This window comes from Magnetococcales bacterium (genome assembly GCA_015228935.1).
Classification (GTDB): Bacteria; Pseudomonadota; Magnetococcia; order Magnetococcales; family DC0425bin3; genus HA3dbin3.
The window spans coordinates 35,495-53,384 of record JADGCO010000018.1 but is presented as its reverse complement, the minus strand read 5'-3'; the positions used below and the strand labels follow the sequence as shown (position 1 = coordinate 53,384).

At 55.1% G+C, this 17,890-nt stretch carries 17 protein-coding genes; 9 read left to right on the top strand and 8 right to left on the bottom strand.

Annotated elements, in window-relative coordinates; translation table 11 throughout:
* Nucleotides 1-147: 147 nt before the first annotated feature.
* The 5 genes from HQL65_06785 to HQL65_06765 form a co-directional block, all read right to left on the bottom strand.
* Nucleotides 148-1,620, bottom strand: a complete 1,473-nt coding sequence (locus tag HQL65_06785; GenBank protein ID MBF0135928.1) for a glycogen synthase — start codon at nucleotides 1,618-1,620, stop codon at nucleotides 148-150.
* Between the two features lie 146 nt (nucleotides 1,621-1,766).
* Nucleotides 1,767-2,351 (bottom strand): dCTP deaminase, encoded by a 585-nt coding sequence (dcd, locus tag HQL65_06780; GenBank protein MBF0135927.1) that lies wholly within the window; start codon nucleotides 2,349-2,351, stop codon nucleotides 1,767-1,769.
* Between the two features lie 74 nt (nucleotides 2,352-2,425).
* Complete coding sequence (locus HQL65_06775) at nucleotides 2,426-2,851, bottom strand: hemerythrin family protein (protein ID MBF0135926.1); 426 nt, start codon at nucleotides 2,849-2,851, stop codon at nucleotides 2,426-2,428.
* Between the two features lie 187 nt (nucleotides 2,852-3,038).
* Nucleotides 3,039-3,434: a type II toxin-antitoxin system VapC family toxin gene (locus tag HQL65_06770; protein ID MBF0135925.1), complete on the bottom strand. Its 396-nt coding sequence runs from the start codon at nucleotides 3,432-3,434 to the stop codon at nucleotides 3,039-3,041.
* The gene (locus HQL65_06765) at nucleotides 3,431-3,688 is read right to left on the bottom strand and encodes an AbrB/MazE/SpoVT family DNA-binding domain-containing protein (protein MBF0135924.1); all 258 of its coding nucleotides are present in this window, start codon (nucleotides 3,686-3,688) and stop codon (nucleotides 3,431-3,433) included. Before HQL65_06765 ends, HQL65_06770 begins: the two co-directional genes overlap by 4 nt.
* Nucleotides 3,689-3,760: 72 nt before the next feature.
* Between HQL65_06765 and HQL65_06760 the strand changes: the two genes are divergently transcribed.
* Entirely contained in the window at nucleotides 3,761-4,384 is a 624-nt protein-coding gene (locus HQL65_06760) for a threonylcarbamoyl-AMP synthase (protein ID MBF0135923.1), read from the top strand.
* Between the two features lie 362 nt (nucleotides 4,385-4,746).
* On the opposite strand, the gene HQL65_06755 is transcribed toward HQL65_06760, so the two are convergent.
* Nucleotides 4,747-5,205: an FxsA family protein gene (locus tag HQL65_06755; protein ID MBF0135922.1), complete on the bottom strand. Its 459-nt coding sequence runs from the start codon at nucleotides 5,203-5,205 to the stop codon at nucleotides 4,747-4,749.
* A gap of 475 nt (nucleotides 5,206-5,680) precedes the next feature.
* Between HQL65_06755 and atpH the strand changes: the two genes are divergently transcribed.
* From atpH to HQL65_06715, 8 genes are all read left to right on the top strand, one after another.
* Nucleotides 5,681-6,220, top strand: a complete 540-nt coding sequence (gene atpH, locus HQL65_06750) for an ATP synthase F1 subunit delta (protein MBF0135921.1) — start codon at nucleotides 5,681-5,683, stop codon at nucleotides 6,218-6,220.
* 3 nt (nucleotides 6,221-6,223) lie between these two features.
* Nucleotides 6,224-7,816, top strand: a complete 1,593-nt coding sequence (locus HQL65_06745; protein ID MBF0135920.1) for a F0F1 ATP synthase subunit alpha — start codon at nucleotides 6,224-6,226, stop codon at nucleotides 7,814-7,816.
* A gap of 15 nt (nucleotides 7,817-7,831) precedes the next feature.
* Nucleotides 7,832-8,743, top strand: a complete 912-nt coding sequence (locus HQL65_06740; GenBank protein ID MBF0135919.1) for a F0F1 ATP synthase subunit gamma — start codon at nucleotides 7,832-7,834, stop codon at nucleotides 8,741-8,743.
* A gap of 77 nt (nucleotides 8,744-8,820) precedes the next feature.
* Nucleotides 8,821-10,242: a F0F1 ATP synthase subunit beta gene (atpD, locus tag HQL65_06735; protein MBF0135918.1), complete on the top strand. Its 1,422-nt coding sequence runs from the start codon at nucleotides 8,821-8,823 to the stop codon at nucleotides 10,240-10,242.
* A 23-nt stretch (nucleotides 10,243-10,265) separates the two neighbouring features.
* Nucleotides 10,266-10,676, top strand: coding sequence for an ATP synthase F1 subunit epsilon (atpC, locus tag HQL65_06730; protein MBF0135917.1), 411 nt, complete (start codon nucleotides 10,266-10,268; stop codon nucleotides 10,674-10,676).
* Nucleotides 10,677-10,838: 162 nt separating this feature from the next.
* The gene (gene glmU / locus HQL65_06725) at nucleotides 10,839-12,242 is read left to right on the top strand and encodes a bifunctional UDP-N-acetylglucosamine diphosphorylase/glucosamine-1-phosphate N-acetyltransferase GlmU (GenBank protein ID MBF0135916.1); all 1,404 of its coding nucleotides are present in this window, start codon (nucleotides 10,839-10,841) and stop codon (nucleotides 12,240-12,242) included.
* A 9-nt stretch (nucleotides 12,243-12,251) separates the two neighbouring features.
* Nucleotides 12,252-14,075 carry a glutamine--fructose-6-phosphate transaminase (isomerizing) gene (gene glmS / locus HQL65_06720; GenBank protein MBF0135915.1) on the top strand — a complete coding sequence of 608 codons (1,824 nt, stop codon included), beginning with the start codon at nucleotides 12,252-12,254 and terminating at the stop codon, nucleotides 14,073-14,075.
* Nucleotides 14,076-14,081: 6 nt separating this feature from the next.
* Nucleotides 14,082-15,302: a hypothetical protein gene (locus HQL65_06715; GenBank protein ID MBF0135914.1), complete on the top strand. Its 1,221-nt coding sequence runs from the start codon at nucleotides 14,082-14,084 to the stop codon at nucleotides 15,300-15,302.
* Between the two features lie 271 nt (nucleotides 15,303-15,573).
* Here HQL65_06715 and HQL65_06710 read toward each other — a convergent pair whose 3' ends face one another.
* Entirely contained in the window at nucleotides 15,574-16,527 is a 954-nt protein-coding gene (locus HQL65_06710) for a hypothetical protein (protein MBF0135913.1), read from the bottom strand.
* Nucleotides 16,528-16,552: 25 nt separating this feature from the next.
* A partial coding sequence (locus tag HQL65_06705) for a hypothetical protein (protein MBF0135912.1) occupies nucleotides 16,553-17,890 on the bottom strand: 1,338 nt, incomplete at its 5' end.

The following is a 17,890-nucleotide window of genomic DNA, read 5'->3' as shown; positions in this document are numbered from 1 at the left end:
GGGCTCCGCCCCAAACCCCGCCAGGACTCTGTCCTGGACCTGCCAGGGAGCCAGCGCCCCTGGACCCCGTTATTGGCAAGCCCCTGCCGATGGCCGAAAAGACGATCATCGCTGTTTGAAAAATACACATCTCAAAGTGGACGCCATTTATTTGTGCCGGATGAATTCGTAAATGTTCAGATAATCTCCCGCCGAGTTGCGCCAGGAAAAATCGTTCTTCATGCCGGTCGTCAGCAATTGCCGCCACAAATCACGCCGTTCCTTGTAAAGCCCCAGGGCACGCAGCAAGGCCGATTCAATACCCGGATTGTCAGGGTGTTCAAAAACAAAACCATTGCGTTGCTCGCGGGGCAGGGTGGCATAGTCCCAGTCAAAAATGGTATCGGCCAATCCACCCACGGCCCGCACCACCGGTATGGTACCATAGCGGAGCGCAATCATTTGCGAAAGACCGCACGGCTCATAAAGGCTGGGAACAACACACATGTCGGCACCCGCATAAATCAAATGGGCCAGTTCCTCATTATAACCAATCTTGATGTGGCAATCAGAATTGTCCTTGAGATACTCTTTCAGGTGCAAAAAGTGGTCGTTGATGCCATTTTCCGGACTGGCTCCCAGCAACACAAACTGTGCATTGTTCCAGATGGCCGTAAACAAGGCATGCCGAATCAACGGGATCCCCTTCTGGGTGTCCAGACGTCCAACGTAGGCAACAATCGGTTTGTCGTTCACCGCCAGCGACAGACGTTGCCGCAGGGCACCCTTGTTCTGACTCTTGCCGGCCAGATCATCCGTATCATAGTGGTGGGGAATCAAGGGATCGGTCTGCGGATTCCACATGTCGTAATCCAGCCCGTTGAGGATGCCACCAAATTTGTTTTGATGGATGTGCAGCGCATGCCCCATGCCAAAACCCTGGTCACTGAACCGCGCTTCCCAGGCATGCCGTCGGGAAACCGTGGTGACAAAATTCCCGTACACCACACCACCCTTGGTAAAATTGATGGCCATGGGATTCGTATCATCCTGCAAACGGTCCGGATCCAAAAAATATTTGGGCCGGTTGAGACCGGTGGCCTTGAGAATGTCGGTACCGGCAACACCCTGGTGGCGAAAATTGTGGATGGTGTGGCACACCCGGCAATGTTCCATCCCCTGTTGTTGATAAATTTCGTACAACAGGGTGCCGGTCAAGGCTGTCTGCCAGTCGTGGGTATGGATCACATCCGGACGCTTGTCGGCCACCAACAAAAACTCCAGCGCCGCCTTGCTGAAAAAGGCAAAACGCATCGTTTCATCATTGAATCCGTAGCAGGTTCCCCGATTGAAAAAATTGTCCTGGGAGTGGGATTCGAGAAAATAGCAGCGGATGCCATGGACCAGTCCAAACCAGACGGTACAGCGAATGGCACCATCCCACCAGGGAACCCATAAATCTTCCCGGGCCACCTGCATGCCCCAGACCTGATCGTGGCGCATGCAATCGTAACGGGGCAACATGAGTTCGACGACATGGCCCCTCTGGCCCAGCTCCCGGCTCAGACCAAACACCATATCCGCCAATCCCCCAACCTTGGCGACAGGCGTACACTCGGCTGACATGATGACAATATACATCCTGTGATCTCCCCCGCGCTGCTTTCGACCCTGACAACCCGGACCGGAATGCCCGTCCCGACATAAGCCCATACGCACACCACAAAAAATTTCTTGTGCATGATCTCTTTGTCAGGGAATGGCGCGGAGAGTTCCCAAAAAAAAAATCAGGAACAATCATCCGCAGCAATCCGGCTGGGGAGTGGCCCTTGCTGGCCCTGGTATTTTGCCCCGCGTTTGCGACCATAGGGGCGGCTGGTGGGAGATTGCAGGGCTTCAAAAGAGATTGCCCCGATGCGAATGCCGGGTTTCAAGGCCAATGGAAGGCGACCGGCATTGAAAAATTCGAAGGTCACATGCCCATCCCAGCCCGGATCGATGGCATGGGCCGTGATGTGAACCATGAGTCCCACCCGGGCCAGACTGCTGCGGCCATCCAGCCAACCGACAATGTCATGGGCCAGACGGACCCGTTCCACGGTCATGCCCAGGGCAAACTCGCCCGGGTGCAAAAAAAATTTTTTCCCCGGCTCAATGACCACCTCCTGCATGGTCTCCGCCTTGACGGCATAGGGGCTGTCCGGATCGGCCAGATCCAGGTAGGGAATCTGCGGCGGCTGGAAAATCTGGAAACGGTTGCCCAGGCGCACATCAATGGAAAATGACCCGATACACTCGTCGGCAGGCGGAGGATCGATGACGATCTGACCGTTTTTCAGTTTTTCCAGGATATCCACGTCAGACAGGCGCACGCATCACCTCAAGATATTTCGACCCCACTCATTGGGCATGACGCGGACAGTTGAGGCAAACCAACCCGAAGCGTTCATTCGGGATCGGGGCGAATGCCCTGTGCCGAAAAATAATCGGCATACGCCTGATCCATCTCCCGGACATGCCGCAGCAGCCAATATTCCAAAAATTCCTCCAGGCGGGCGTTCAGGAGATGGCTGGGGCCTTTTTGCAGCAGGGAGTATTTGATTTCATCCAGGCGATTCTTGATTTCGCGATGCGCATCCACATGCAGCACCAAGCCCGGATACCGATGCTCCCGCAACATGCGTTCCTCCCGGGCGAAATGCGCGTGGGTCAACTGGTCCAACTCACCCAGAATGCCATTGATTTCATTCAGCCCTTCCTGATGGCTGCCAATCGCCAGCAACCGCCCCAGAAGATCGACCAGCTTGCCGTGATCTTCATCGATACGAGCAATGCCCAGGAGCGTTTCTTCTTTTCGATTGATTTCCGCCATGCCGTCTCATCCTGTTTCCCGACAGATCATGCACTCACGAACCATCCCAATCCCCCGGGGTGCATCATGAATTTTTTCGGGGGGCAAGGCAAGGGAAGGCAGGTGGGCAGGGTCCGGGTCTGGATCAGCCAAGCTCACTACATGCTTTCAAGAACAGGATCAGGATTTGCGGGGTCACTTTGCATGGCTATAATATTCGGAACATTGGTAAACGCCCCGCACGTTTATCAAAGGTAGCCGTATAGTCACACTCGGACAGTCGGTTGAGTCGGCCAATCAAGCTGTCAGAAAAATCCGCTCCTGTTTTATGGCAATCGCGCAGGGCAGCTTGCGCGGCATTGACATTTTCGACCCGCAGCCGGGATGTTTGGAGAACTCTTGCCAAAACCTCATGAATTTCATGTTTTGAATAAGAAAAACAGGACTCCAGTACCCAGGCCAGCTCGCACAGTACAATACTGGAAATCAGGCAGGGCGACGCCTCGGTGCAATGCGAATTCATAAAGTCACGTACCTTTTGGCTTTGTACAGGATCGTCGCGAAGCAGAAAACGCACCAGAACGTTGGTATCCAAACCAATCAAGTGAGATTATCCATGGTAGCGCAAGCCCTCCGGACAATGGCCGCATCCATCTCCTCCAGAGTGACCACAGGCTGTTCGGGCCGATGCAGGATACCGTACAGGTCATCCAGTTCCACTTTCACGGGTCGAATGAGGATTTTATTGTCCTCCTGCACAACAATATCCACCCGGTCACCGGGACAAAGGTGCAACAAATCCCTGATTTTTTTCGGAATAGTGACTTGCCCATTGACGGTCATGGTTGCTATTGTCATTTCTTTCCCCGATTCTGACTGAAAACCCTGACTCCTTGCTTCACGATAAGACATATTTTGCCAGGGTTCCATGTGAAATCGATGTCCCGCCACCCCATCGCCAAAGCCGTCTCTGCCCTGCACCGGGGGGAGATCATTGCCTATCCGACCGAGACGGTATTCGGGTTGGGGGTGGATCCATTTCATGATGGTGCCCTGGCGGGATTGCTTGCCTTGAAGGGACGGGAGGCGAGCAAGGGCGTGATCATCCTGGTGGGCAGCAGGAGGCAACTGGCTGACCTGATTTTACCGCCATCGCGCCTGGCGCAGGAAGTCATGGATCGATTCTGGCCGGGTCCCTTGACGCTTGTATTGCCGGCGTTGCCGGGTCTCTCTCCATTGTTGACTGGCGGGGGCGATCACTTGGCGGTCCGGCTTTCCTCGGCTCCCCGGGTGGCGGCGTTGTTGCGGGCCTGGGGGCGACCGTTGGTTTCGACGAGTGCCAATCCGAGTGGCGGGGAACCGGCCCGGGATGCGGCGACCGTGCAACACATGTGGCCCCGGGGGGTGGCGGCGGTGGTACCGGGTCGTTGTGCGCCGACCAGCCTGCCTTCGACCGTGGTCCGGGTGGATGAAAGAGGCATCACCCTGTTGCGTCCAGGGGCTGTTCCCCATACCCAGGTGGAGGCGGTCCTGGAAAGTTTTTCCTTTCCATGATGCACAGCAGTCCTGGAAAGTCTTTCCTTTCCATGGATGCACAATGGAGACGCGGCGGCGGAGAAAAACAGGACGTTGATTCTTGTCCAGGGAAGCCATGATCATCCATTCGACCACGATGAGTGCTTTTTTTTGAAAAACCTGCAATACGTCCGACTCTTGGCGCTGAACAACGCGCCAAGAGTCGGACCATGGCCCGCCCCCTGGAATTTTTTTTGCAAACAGCGCAAAAAAATTCTGGGAAAAGGGGGGCGAAAAAACAGCATGGGGCTCCGCCCCATACCCCGCCAGGACTCCGTCCTGGACCTGCCAGGGAGCCAGCCCCCTGGACCCCGTTACCGAATAAACGATGATCAAGGCCTTCAGGGATCTTCGCGGCGAAACTCGCCATCGATGGTTTGCTGGTGGCCGAAACCAGCCGCCGGTCCACCGGGATGGTGTGCTGCCTTCCGGCTTCTATCGACCCGGATGCCAACGTACCAGAGCAACCATTGCTTCAGGAAAAAGCGGGTCGGCGGAAAGAGCAGCAGCAGGGCCAGAAAATCGGTTATAAATCCCGGAACCACCAGGAGAACACCCGCCAGGAGATAGATCAACCCATCCAACAGGGCGTTACCGGGGGGTTCATGGCGTTCCAGGCTCTCCTGCCAGGCACGCAGGGTGCGCAGGCCGGCCCGCCGGATCAAAAAAACACCCCAGACTCCCGAAAGCAAAAACAGCGACAAGACACTGACAATGCCAATCTGGTGTCCCACCCGGGCCATGAACAGAATCTCCAGAATGGGCAGCACCACAAAAATTCCAAATCCCAGACGTCGCATGGCCGTTTTCCTCGGATGCTGTTCAAAAACAACGCTTATATGCGAATTTTTTCCAGGATGTGCCCAACCGGACACCCGGGGAATTCGTCCTGCAAAAATTTCCACCCCTACCGAAATGGCTTGGCTTTGATTTTGGATCAAGGCAACAAAACGCGCAAGCACCTTTATCGGCGATCTGTTTGTCAATAAACATGCTTTTCGGAAATCCAGGCAGCGTGAGCCTGGATCCAGAGTGGAAGCCCTGGCAATATTTTCCTGCTGTTCAGTAACGGTACGCAGGGAGAATTTTTTTTTCATGGGAAAACGAGGGGGCGTTGCACCCAGTTGCTTGAGTGTGGTAGTGATGTGTCACGGTTGATCCAGAGTGGAGTTTCCTCACCTAGCGTGGGGATAGGCCTCGCCATGCAGCGGGCCTGGCCGACTTGGCTTCGGTTCCCCCGCAGGCACGGGGTGTAGACCTTAATAGGAGCGAAATGTGCGGGTAAACATGTTGGCGCGGCGCTATGCGGCGGCCCTGGCCGATCTGGCCTCGGAACAGAATATGCTGGATACCGTCGGCAGCGATCTGGCAAACTTTCTGGAGGTGTATAAAACCACCCCCGGACTGGCCGCGCTGCTGACCAGCCCGACTGCGGCCTTGAAAAATCAACAGGATGTGATCAATTCCTATCTGCAACAGGCAGTACCCTCGCCATTGACCGGAAATTTTTTGGGATTGCTGGTGAAAAAGCGGCGCATGAGTTATTTTGAGGAGATTGCTGCCGCCTATCATCATGATGTGGAAAGGCGCAGTGGCCGCATCATTGTCAATGTCCAGACCCCCATGCCCCTCACCAAGGCCCATATTAAACGCCTGGAAACGGTCATGTCCGAAGTCACGGGCAGCGAAGCCTCGGTCGAGGTGGAGGAAAAACCCGAACTTCTCGGTGGTCTGGTGGTCAGGATTGGTAGCGTGATGTGGGATTACTCCATCCGCAGCCGGTTGCATCGTCTCAAAGCTCACATGACGGGGTAAGTGATGCAAATCAGCGTCGCCGAAATCAGCAGTATCCTTAAAAAACAAATCGCCGAATTCGGCCAGGAGGCCGAAGTATCCGAAGTCGGGCAGGTGCTCGCGGTCGGAGACGGTATCGCCCGCGTCTACGGCCTGGACAAGGTCATGGCCGGCGAGCTGGTCGCCTTCGAGGATGGCACACAGGGCATGGCCCTCAACCTCGAAGAAGACAACGTCGGCGTGGTGATCTTCGGGGACGATACCCACATCCACGAAGGAACCGTGGTCAAACGGACCCAACGCATCGTGGACGTGCCGGTCGGCAAAGCCCTCCTGGGTCGGGTCGTGGATGCCCTGGGTACCCCCATTGACGGCAAGGGACCTATTGAAACCACGGAACGCCGCCTGGTGGAAACCGTCGCCCCCGGCATTCTGCCCCGCAAATCGGTGCATGAACCCCTCTATACCGGCCTCAAGGCCCTGGATGCCCTGGTGCCCATCGGGCGCGGCCAGCGCGAATTGATCATCGGCGACCGGCAAACCGGCAAAACCGCCGTGGCCGTCGATACGATCATCAACCAGAAACGGACCCACCAGACCGCCAAACCGGTCTACTGCGTCTACGTGGCCATCGGCCAGAAACGCTCCACCGTGGCCCAGGTCGTCAAAACCCTGGAGACCTACGGGGCCATGGAATACACCACCGTCGTCGCCGCCACCGCCTCGGATCCGGCCCCCATGCAGTTTCTGGCCCCCTACGGCGGATGCGCCATGGGCGAGTATTTCCGCGACAATGGCATGCATGCCCTGATCGTCTACGATGACCTGTCCAAACAGGCTGTGGCCTACCGGCAAATGTCGTTGATCCTGCGGCGTCCCCCCGGTCGCGAAGCCTATCCCGGTGACGTTTTCTATCTCCACTCCCGCCTGCTGGAACGGGCCGCCAAGCTCAACGATGCCAACGGCGGCGGCTCGCTGACCGCGTTGCCGGTCATCGAAACTCAGGGCGGTGACGTGTCAGCCTACATTCCGACCAACGTGATTTCCATCACCGATGGTCAGATCTTTCTGGAAGCCGATCTGTTCTACTCGGGCATGCGCCCCGCCATCTCCGTGGGTCTGTCGGTCTCCCGGGTGGGCGGTTCGGCCCAGGTGAAAGCAACCAAACAGGTGGCCGGATCCCTCCGCCTCGACTTGGCCCAGTTCCGCGAAATGGCCGCCTTCGCCCAGTTCGGATCCGACCTGGATGCCTCCACCCGGAAGCTGATCCACCGGGGCGAGCGCCTCATGGAACTTCTTAAACAACCCCAATATCAGCCCCTCTCCATGGAAGAACAGGCCGTCGTCCTGTTCGCCGGAACCCGGGGCCTGTTGGATGATGTCGTGGTCCGCAAAGTGACCGATGTGGAACGGGGCATCCTGGATCACTTCCGCACCAGTCAGAAAGAACTCCTGGAAACCATCCGCAAGGAAGAAAAGATTTCGGAAAAAACCGAACAGGATCTGATGAGTGCCTTGACGACCTTCATTGCCAGATTCAACGACCATGATGCCGCCGATGTCCCTCCCACCATCGAGGAACTGGAAGTGGTGCAGAATCTCATGCATACCTCATAACGGGAAATACGGATCATGGCCAACCTGAAGATCCTTCGCAATCGCATCCGATCTGTCAAAAGCACCAAGCAGATCACCAAAGCCATGAAAATGGTGTCGGCTGCCAAGTTGCGTCGTTCCCAGGAACGTACCATGGCCACCAGACCTTACAGCGAGCGCATGCAACATATCCTGCACTCCCTTGCCGCCGCCGTGGGAAATCAGGATGGTGCCCCCCCGCTCCTGGCCGGACGCGGTCCTGACGGACGCAAGGTGGAACTGGTGGTGTTTACCTCGGATCGGGGTCTGTGCGGCAGTTTCAACAGCACCATCATCCGGGCCGTGCGCAGCCGTATCATCAAGTTGCAACAGGAAGGGTTTCAGGTCTCCCTCTCCTGTGTCGGACGCAAGGGCCATGATGTCCTGAAACGCCAGTTTGGATCCAACATACGCAAGGTTCACTCCGGATTGAGTCGCCGCATCAGTTTCCAGGTTGCCGAGCAAGAGGTGGCCGGTGATCTGCTTAAGGCTTTTGAAAACAGAGAGTTCGATGTGTGCTACACGGTGTTCAACACCTTCAAATCCGCCATGTCGCAAGAACTGACCTGGCGGCAGATCATTCCGGTTCCGCAGCCCGCCGCAACAACAGCACCCAAAGCAGCAGCCAAAAAGGAACAACAAGAACAAGGCAGTTTTCTCTACGAACCTTCCGAAGAGGAACTCCTGAACGTTCTCCTGCCGCGTAACATTGCTGTACAAATATTCCAGGCCCTGGTTGAATCCGATGCCTCGGAGCAAGGCTCGCGCATGACCGCGATGGATAACGCCGTGCGCAATGCCGATGACATGATTCGCAAACTGACCATCAAATACAATCGTACCCGCCAGGCCGCCATCACCACCGAGTTGATGGAAATCATCGGCGGTGCCGAAAGCTTGAAAGGCTGATTTGAAAGAGTGACCCCCCGGGATCCGTGCCCTGACCGGGCACAGCAGAACGACAGAATGCTATCAACGGAGTCTGCGTGATGAGCGAAAAGGTAGGACGGGTGATTTCAGTGGTCGGCCCTGTGGTCGACGTTCGGTTCGATGGGGAGCTGCCCGCCATTCTCAATGCCCTCCACCTGAAGCGTCCCAATGGTGACCGGGTCGTTCTGGAAGTGGCTCAGCACCTCGGCGAGGGAACTGTGCGCACCATTGCCATGCACAGTTCGGATGGTCTGGTCCGCGGTCAGGAGGCCATCGATACCGGTGCCCCGATCCGCATCCCGGTGGGCAATCCCACCCTGGGCCGCATCCTCAACGTCGTCGGCGACCCCCAGGATGGCCTCGGCCCGGTGGACACCACGGATTACTTCCCCATCCATCGCCCCGCCCCGGCCTTCGTGGATCAATCCACCGAAGCCGAAATTCTCGAAACCGGCATCAAGGTCATCGACCTCCTCGCCCCCTACTCCAAAGGCGGCAAGATCGGCCTCTTCGGTGGAGCCGGAGTCGGCAAGACCGTCCTCATCATGGAACTCATCAACAACGTGGCCCAGGGACATGGCGGCTTCTCGGTCTTCGCCGGCGTCGGCGAACGCACCCGCGAAGGCAACGACCTCTACCACGAAATGATCGAGTCCAAGGTCATCGACCCGGGCAACTGGAAAAATTCCAAGGCCGCCCTGATCTACGGTCAGATGAATGAACCCCCAGGTGCCCGCGCCCGCGTCGGCCTGACCGGCCTGACCGTCGCCGAATATTTCCGGGATGTGGCCGGCCAGGACGTGCTGCTCTTCATCGACAACATATTCCGCTTTACCCAGGCCGGCTCCGAAGTGTCGGCCCTGCTGGGTCGCATCCCCTCCGCTGTGGGCTACCAGCCCACCCTCTCCACGGACATGGGTGCCCTCCAGGAACGCATCACGACAACCAAAAATGGCTCCATCACCTCGGTGCAGGCCATTTACGTCCCCGCCGACGACCTGACCGACCCGGCCCCGGCCACCGCCTTCTCCCACCTGGATGCCACCACCGTACTCTCCAGACAGATCGCGGAAATCGGTATCTACCCCGCCGTGGACCCCCTGGACTCCACCTCCCGCATCCTGGACCCCCGCGTGGTGGGCGAGGAACATTATCGGGTGGCCCGCGAAGTGCAGAGAACCCTGCAAACCTATAAATCCCTCCAAGACATCATCGCCATCCTGGGCATGGATGAACTCTCGGAAGACGACAAGCTGGTCGTGAGCCGTGCCCGTAAAATTCAGCGCTTCCTCTCGCAACCCTTCCATGTCGCCGAAGCCTTCACCGGCCAGAAAGGGGTCCTCGTCCCCCTGAAAGAAACCATCCAGGGCTTCAAGGATGTCGTGGAAGGCAAGCATGATGACCTGCCCGAGGCCGCCTTCTACATGGTCGGTACCATGGATGAGGTCAAGGAAAAGGCCCGGCGTCTGGCCCAGTAACCAAGCGTGCGCGAAGGAAGACCATGGAGAACTTGCAACTGGAAGTGGTCACACCGGAAAAGCTCCTCCTCACCACCGAAGCCAGAATGGTCACCATCCCTGGCCAGGAAGGGTTGTTTGGTGTCCTGCCGGGACACACCTCTTTCCTCTCGGGTGTGAAAGCCGGACATTTGATCATCGGTGATGTCGATAAAGGCGAACGTTACGCCATCTCCAAAGGGTTTGCCCAGGTCTATCGCAATCAGGTCACCGTCCTGGTGGATCGGGCCATCTCCGAAAATGACGTGAATGCCAATGCCGCCAGCCACGAATACAATCAGGCCAAAGAAGCCCTGCACGGACTCTCCCCTGAAGATCCGAACCTTGCGGCATGTCAGGATCGCCTTGCATTTGCCGAGGCTTGCCTCGCCCTGACCGGCCCTGTCAAGCGTTGACCGGTTGAAACGGGCGCTTGTTGGGGCGCTGCTTTGACATTAATCGGTTGAGATAGGTATTTGTCGGGGCGCTGCCCCGAACCCCGCCAGGGGGAAGGGCGCAGCCCTTCCCCCTGGACCCCCATCCCAGTCTTTCATACGTTTTTTTTCGGGGTCACGCTCATGCATGATTGCGCTGTGTTGATACTGGCAGCCGGGCGCGGCACCCGGATGCACTCATCGGTTCCCAAAGTCTTGCATCATCTGGCGTTTCGTCCCCTTCTGGCCCATGTTCTGGGTGCAGCACGTGCCCTGCGGCCTTCGCGCATAGCGGTTGTGGTTGGACATGGTGCCGGGCAGGTCAAATCCCTGCTCTCCGCCCCGGATATCGTCTGGGTGGATCAGGAACAACAATTGGGCACTGGGCACGCCGTTTTGACAGCGCTGCCTGCCCTGCCTGCCCTGACCAACTCGGCGCAACGCGATCTCCTGATTTTGAGTGGCGATACCCCACTGCTGGCAGCCTCCACCCTGACCGCACTCCTGGAAGATCACCGTCGTCACCAACGTGCCTTGACCCTTGTGACCACCACCCAGGTACCGCCGGATGGCTACGGACGGATTGTGCGAGGGGCCGATTGCCAGTTGCTGCGCGTGGTGGAAGAAAAAGATGCCGATCCCCAGACCCGTGCCATTACGGAAATCAATACCGGAACCTACTGTCTCTCCATGGATCGCCTGGAAAACTGGCTGCGGCAAATCACCCCCCAGAATGCCCAGGGAGAGTATTATCTGACCGATATCATTGCCATGGCCGTGCAGGATGCGACGCTGGGTGGCAAACCAGTCGGCGTGTTCCATCACCATGACAGCATCTCCCTGGCCGGCATCAACAGCCGTCGGCAACTGGCAACCATGGAAGCTGCTTTCCGGGACCGGTTGATCGGTCGCTGGATGGATGCCGGGGTTACCTTCATGGATCCAGGATCCTGCTGGCTGGCAGCCGATGTCACCATCGGGGCCGACACCACCATCCTGCCAGGGGTGATCCTTGGACCAGGGGTGACCATTGGTCAGGGATGCCGGATTGGACCGCATTGCCAGATTACGTCCAGTCATATCGGAGATGGTTGTGAAATTCTTGCCTTTTGCCATCTGGAAGGGGCAGAGTTGCAAGGTCCCAACACGGTCGGTCCCTACGCCCGCCTGCGTCCCTCGGCCATCCTGAAAGCCAAGGCGCGGGTGGGAAATTTTGTCGAAATCAAAAAATCCACCATCGGCCAGGGCTCCAAGGTCAATCATCTGACCTACATCGGAGATGCCCAGATCGGCCAAAATGTCAACATTGGGGCCGGAACCATCACCTGTAATTATGACGGGGTCCACAAGCATGGAACCACCATCGATGATGGGGTATTCATCGGTTCCAACACCGAATTGGTGGCCCCGGTGCGCATTGGTGCCGGTGCCGTGGTCGGTGCCGGGACAACGCTGACCAGCGATGTCCCACCCAACGCATTGGCCATTACCCGCGCACCACAACGAATCATCCCCGACTGGCACTCCCGCCGCAAAACTCAAAAATAGAGGTCAACCATGTGCGGCATCATTGGTGTCATCGGGGAACGGAATGTCACGCCGCTGCTCATGGAAGGACTTAAACGCCTGGAGTATCGTGGCTATGATTCTGCCGGCGTTGCGGTCGTCTATAAAGAAACCATCCATCTCCGCCGTGCCACGGGAAAATTATCCAACCTGGGCAACCAGCTCGCCGAACACCCTCTGATCGGATTTATCGGCATTGGTCATACCCGCTGGGCCACGCACGGTCCCCCCACCGAACGCAATGCCCATCCGCACCGTTCTGCCGGCGTGGTGGTGGTTCACAATGGCATCATTGAAAATTATCTGGAACTGCGGCAGGAGTTGCAGTCTCAGGGTGTGACGCTGCTCTCCGACACCGATACGGAGATCGTGCCGCATCTCATTCAGCACCAACTGAATCAGGGAGCCGATCCCGTTACCGCCGTGAGTACGGTGATCAAGCGGTTGACCGGGGCCTTTGCCCTGGGGATTCTTTTTCAGGACTATCCAGACATGCTGATCGCCACCCGGCGCAGCAGTCCGCTGATTCTGGGTTTGGGTCAAGGGGAAAATTTCATCGCTTCCGATGCCACGCCCCTTGTCCCCTATACCCGGCGCATGATCTATCTGAATGACAACGATATTGCCATATTACAGCGCAACGCCGTGCGCATCATCGACCCGGAGGGTCAACCGGTCGAACGGACGATCAAACTTTCCCAGGTCAGTGCCGAACTCACTGAAAAATGGCCCTATCGCCATTTCATGCAAAAGGAAATTTTCGAGCAACCCACCGCCATTGCCCAGACCTTGAAAGAGTTTCTCAATCCGCTTGAACAACGGATCATCGATTTTCCAGCCCATCCGGATTTTTCCAAGGTGCGGTTTGTCAATGTGGTGGCTTGTGGCACCTCGTATCATGCCGGTCTGGTGGCCAAATATTGGATCGAGGGATTGGCAGGTATTCCGGTGGGAGTGGATGTGGCTTCCGAATTTCGGTATCGGCAGCCGCCATTGGCCGAAATGGGCATGACCGTCGTTATTTCCCAAAGCGGGGAGACGGCGGATACCCTGGCCTGCCTGCGGCATGTCAAAGCGGCTGGACAACCGGTCCTGGCCATTGTCAACGTCCCGGAATCCACCATTGCCCGGGAGGCTGATGCCGTACTTTATACCCGTGCCGGACCGGAAATTGGTGTCGCCTCCACCAAGGCGTTTACCACCCAACTGGCCGTATTGGCCTGTCTGGCCATCGCCCTGGGTCGGGCCAAGGGCCGTCTTCCCCTGGCCCAGGAACAGCAGCTTGTGGCGCAACTGCAACGTGTCCCTTCGCATATGGACCGGATTCTCACGCACGACGACGCCATCCTGGAAATTGCCAAAGAGTTGATGCATGCCACCGGGTTTCTCTTTCTGGGCCGAGGCACCTGTTTTCCGATTGCCCTGGAGGGTGCCTTGAAACTCAAGGAAATTTCCTATATTCACGCCGAAGGGTATGCCGCCGGCGAAATGAAGCATGGTCCCATCGCCTTGATTGACGAAGAGTTGCCGGTCGTGGTGGTGGCACCCCGGGATCACTTGTTCGACAAGGTGGTCAGCAATCTGGAGGAGGTCAAGGCGCGGGGCGGACGGGTGGTTCTGATTTCCAGCCTTGGTTCCGGTCAACACTCTCCGACCGTCGCCAATTTCAGTATCATGCTCGACACGCATGATGAATTCATCGCCCCTCTGCTCTATGTCATGCCTCTGCAATTATTGGCCTACCATATTGCTGTTCTCAAAGGCACGGATGTGGACCAGCCCAGAAACCTGGCCAAGAGTGTCACAGTAGAATAACAAATCATGTTGCTTACAAATGGTATTACAGCAAAGGCAGTTCCTGATGATTGGTGGTCCGCATCTTGGCCCGTTTTAAATTTATTTTCTGCATCCATATCAATCCATCCTGACTTAGTTAATTTAATTTTTATTGTAGTCTATATTTTTCTCATATTAAAGTTTACCCATGTAAAATGGCCGATATATTTCATATTTTCACTTCATCTTACCTGTGTTTATATTGTAAATGGAATACTTCTTCCAGTTAATTATATGACGGATCAAGTCAATTATCTTGAGGAGGCTCAATATGCGCGTAGATTACTATTGTATTATTTAAAAATTCACCCGGACTATCCTATATATTGGGAGGGAATGAATGGGTATCCGACATTGTATGTTCCCGGACGCATATTCAGTCTCATGCCCATTCCATACATTCATTCATTCTACTCGATTGGCATGATCAACATTTTTATATATTCTGTGATTTATTTAATATTAAAAAAAATGGATATCCTTAATGGAAAAGCTGAATGGTTTTTTCTTTTATATCCCAGCCTATTTATTTATAATTCAGTTGCCTTGCGAGAAACATTGATCATGTTTTTTCTGTTGATCAGTGTGGGATTATTTATTAAATCACAGCCATTTATATCTATATTATTTATTATTCCTTTGGCGTACATAAAATTTCAAATATTAATCATATATTTTACATCCATAATAATTTATAAAATTATATATAGAGCATATATAAACAAAATAGATATTATACTTTTATTAATATCATCATCATTTGTTTACTATTATTCAGATTGGCTGACCATTGATAGCATAAATATTTTAATAAAACAATTAACATACAATCAATCAAACAATATAGACTTAACTTACATGAATATATTATTGAATATGGTTGCCAATATACCATTTTTTTTAATGGCTCCATTACCCTGGCAGGCACAGAATTTATTTCAAATCATGCAATCCATAGAAAATATTATAGTAATCATTTTAATATTTTCAATAATTGTTAAAATATATCACAAAAAACTTATCAACATGCATTTTTATTTTATCAATATTTTCTTTGGTATTTCAATATTGTTTCATAGCGCATTTATTCATAATTATGGAACGATCAGCCGTTATCGATTCCAGTTCATTCTCATGTATTTAATCTATATGTACTATATTGAAAATAAACGTAACCATTCAGAACCTTTTAAAAAATGGATTTGATATGAAAGATTTTATTGGGGCGCTGCCCCAAACCCCGCCAAGAGGAAGGGCACAGCCCTTCCTCTTGGACCTCCATCCCAGTTTTTCATTCGTTTTTATTGGGGTACCCTGAATTTTTACCAAAAATGCAGCGCCAGGCTGATGCTGGTTCAGAACCTTTTCAAAAATGGATTTGACATGAAAAATTTTATTGGGGCGCTGCCCCAAACCCTGCCAGGAGGAAGGGCACAGCCCTTCCTCCTGGACCTCCATCCCAGTTTTTCATTCGTTTTTATTGGGGTACCCTGAATTTTTGCCAAAAATGCAGCGCCAGGCTGATGCTGGCCAACAGCGCCGCCGCCAGCAACCAGGGTCGGGTCTCATCATACAGGACCCGATATCCCATCCAGAATTGCAGGCCCTGATAAAGCAATCGTCCCTCCGGCAGGTCCACATGCTCTCCGGGCCGCAACGAGTATGTACCACTCGGCATGGCCAGGATGAGATGATGCGCAACCGGCAGGCGCAATTGCCAGGCTCGTTCGAGATCGGCCAACTTTTCATCCAGACGCAATTCAATCTCTCCGGTCATGGCAGTGCCCGGAATGGTCCAGGTGCTGATTGGCACCATGGCAGCGGGATAACCCGGCAGATGCACACCACCCGCGCTGGCTTCCCTCTTTTCTACCGGTTTCCAGAGAAAAAACGGCGCAAAGCCTTTGTTGGATGTCGTATAAAAACGGTAACCCGATACCACGAGCGGTTGATCATCACCAATCGTGTGTTGCTGCCACTGCATGCCATCCCACCACTCGACCTGATTGCGGGTTTTGCCACGGGTCAAACCTGGGGCATAGTCAATCTCGAACCCGATATTGCGCCAGCGGATCCCGGATAATGCTCCCGGATGCCAAGGTCCTTGTTCTTCCTGGAGCAGGGCACCCTCAAAAAAGGATCCTGTCGTGATTTCCACCACCCCTTTCAAATAGGTCAACCGACTGACCAGAAGCAACCCCACCATGCCCAGCAGGGCAAGATGAAAAACGAACAGGGCGGTCTGCTGCCGCAAGGCCGGTGTCATGGCCAAGGCCACCCCCAGATTGATGGCAAACAGGGTGAAGGGTCCCACCAGCACCCAGGTGGGCGAGGTACCTGTCGCCATGGCATACCACGCCCCGGCCACCAGGAGCGGCAAGACCCCAACCGTCAGACGCAAGGACCCCAGCCACTGCCACCCAACCTTCATGACATGTGCAACCCTCCATGAATCATCAAGGTGGACTGGCGCAATTTTCGCTGCCGTCCCGCATCCAGTTGCGACCGGTCTGTCCATTACCCGGCGCACCACTGGACCCGCAATCGCCCGCCGTCCAGGAGCCACTGGCTTTCCAGGTTTTGATCTTGAGGATCGCGTTCATGTAATAGGGTGCTGCGCTGTAGGTTCCCGTCCCACCATTGCGCACCTGGGTATCGCTGGCCTTGCCCGCTTCCAGGCCAACCTTGTTCAGATTGACAATAAACGCCTTGTTTTTCCAACCATGCGGGACGGCAACATGACACCAGGAACACCGCATTTTGCCGATCTTGTCGGCATGGTAACCATGCAGATTGGTATCCTTTTCGCAACAAAAACCGCTTTGCGTGCTGTTTCTGACCGCATAATTGCCATATTTGTGGCATTTGAAACAAAGACCGGTGGTCTCCTGACCAGACCCTGTGGAGAGGCTCCAATCCCCCTTGAGAATAAAATCCTTGACCGAGCCGTGGGGACCCCAGGGACTGCCCGTGTTCGGGGTGGACGTGGCCGTGCCGGTGGCGGAGCCGTGGCAATCGGTGCAATACATGGTCAGATTGCCGATGAAGGAGTTGCTCCCGCCCCAGGGTGACTCCCAGAGATTGGCCATCCCACCCCGAATGGTCAGCGTGCGCCCGGTGGGCCAGATGACCGGATGCCAGGAACGATGATTGCCTCCCGGTTCCTTCTGATCGGTTCCCGTGCCACCATCGTTGGCGTTGGCGGCAAACTCCATGGCCTGATTGGTATACTGGAGCAGACCATTGGTATTGGAGGTCGTACCACCGGTAAAACTGTCCAGGGTGGGACGGTTGCCGGTGGGATAGGTCTTGTTGTCGCTGTAGCCATAATCGGAATGACACTTGAGACACACCTGATATTCACGGGTCAGATGGGTGCTGCTGCGGGCAGTCGATGCCCCCGTGCCACCATCCCCTTTCACGACGGTGTAACTGGAAGGCAAATCCATCCAGGCGGTGGTGGAATAGGTCGGTTCCACGCCCCAGATGCCCCGCAACACCCCGGAAGCAATGTTGCTGTGCTGGGTCGCTGCATCATGCAGATGGGTTGACGCACCAGTCGCCCCGGACGCATTGAACTGCCGATTTTTCAGTGCCCGATGCGGGTTGTGACAATCCGTGCATTCGGCATGTCGATTGGTCAAGGTTCCCACACCCAGTTTGGCCTGGGTCTCCTGGAAATCGGCATTGGCGATGTCATGCACCTCGGTGGTCCCATGACTGGCCTGATCTCCCGAAATCAGAGGCATGCGTCGATTGCCGCTCGTGGTAAAATCGGTCTTGATATCCGGCAC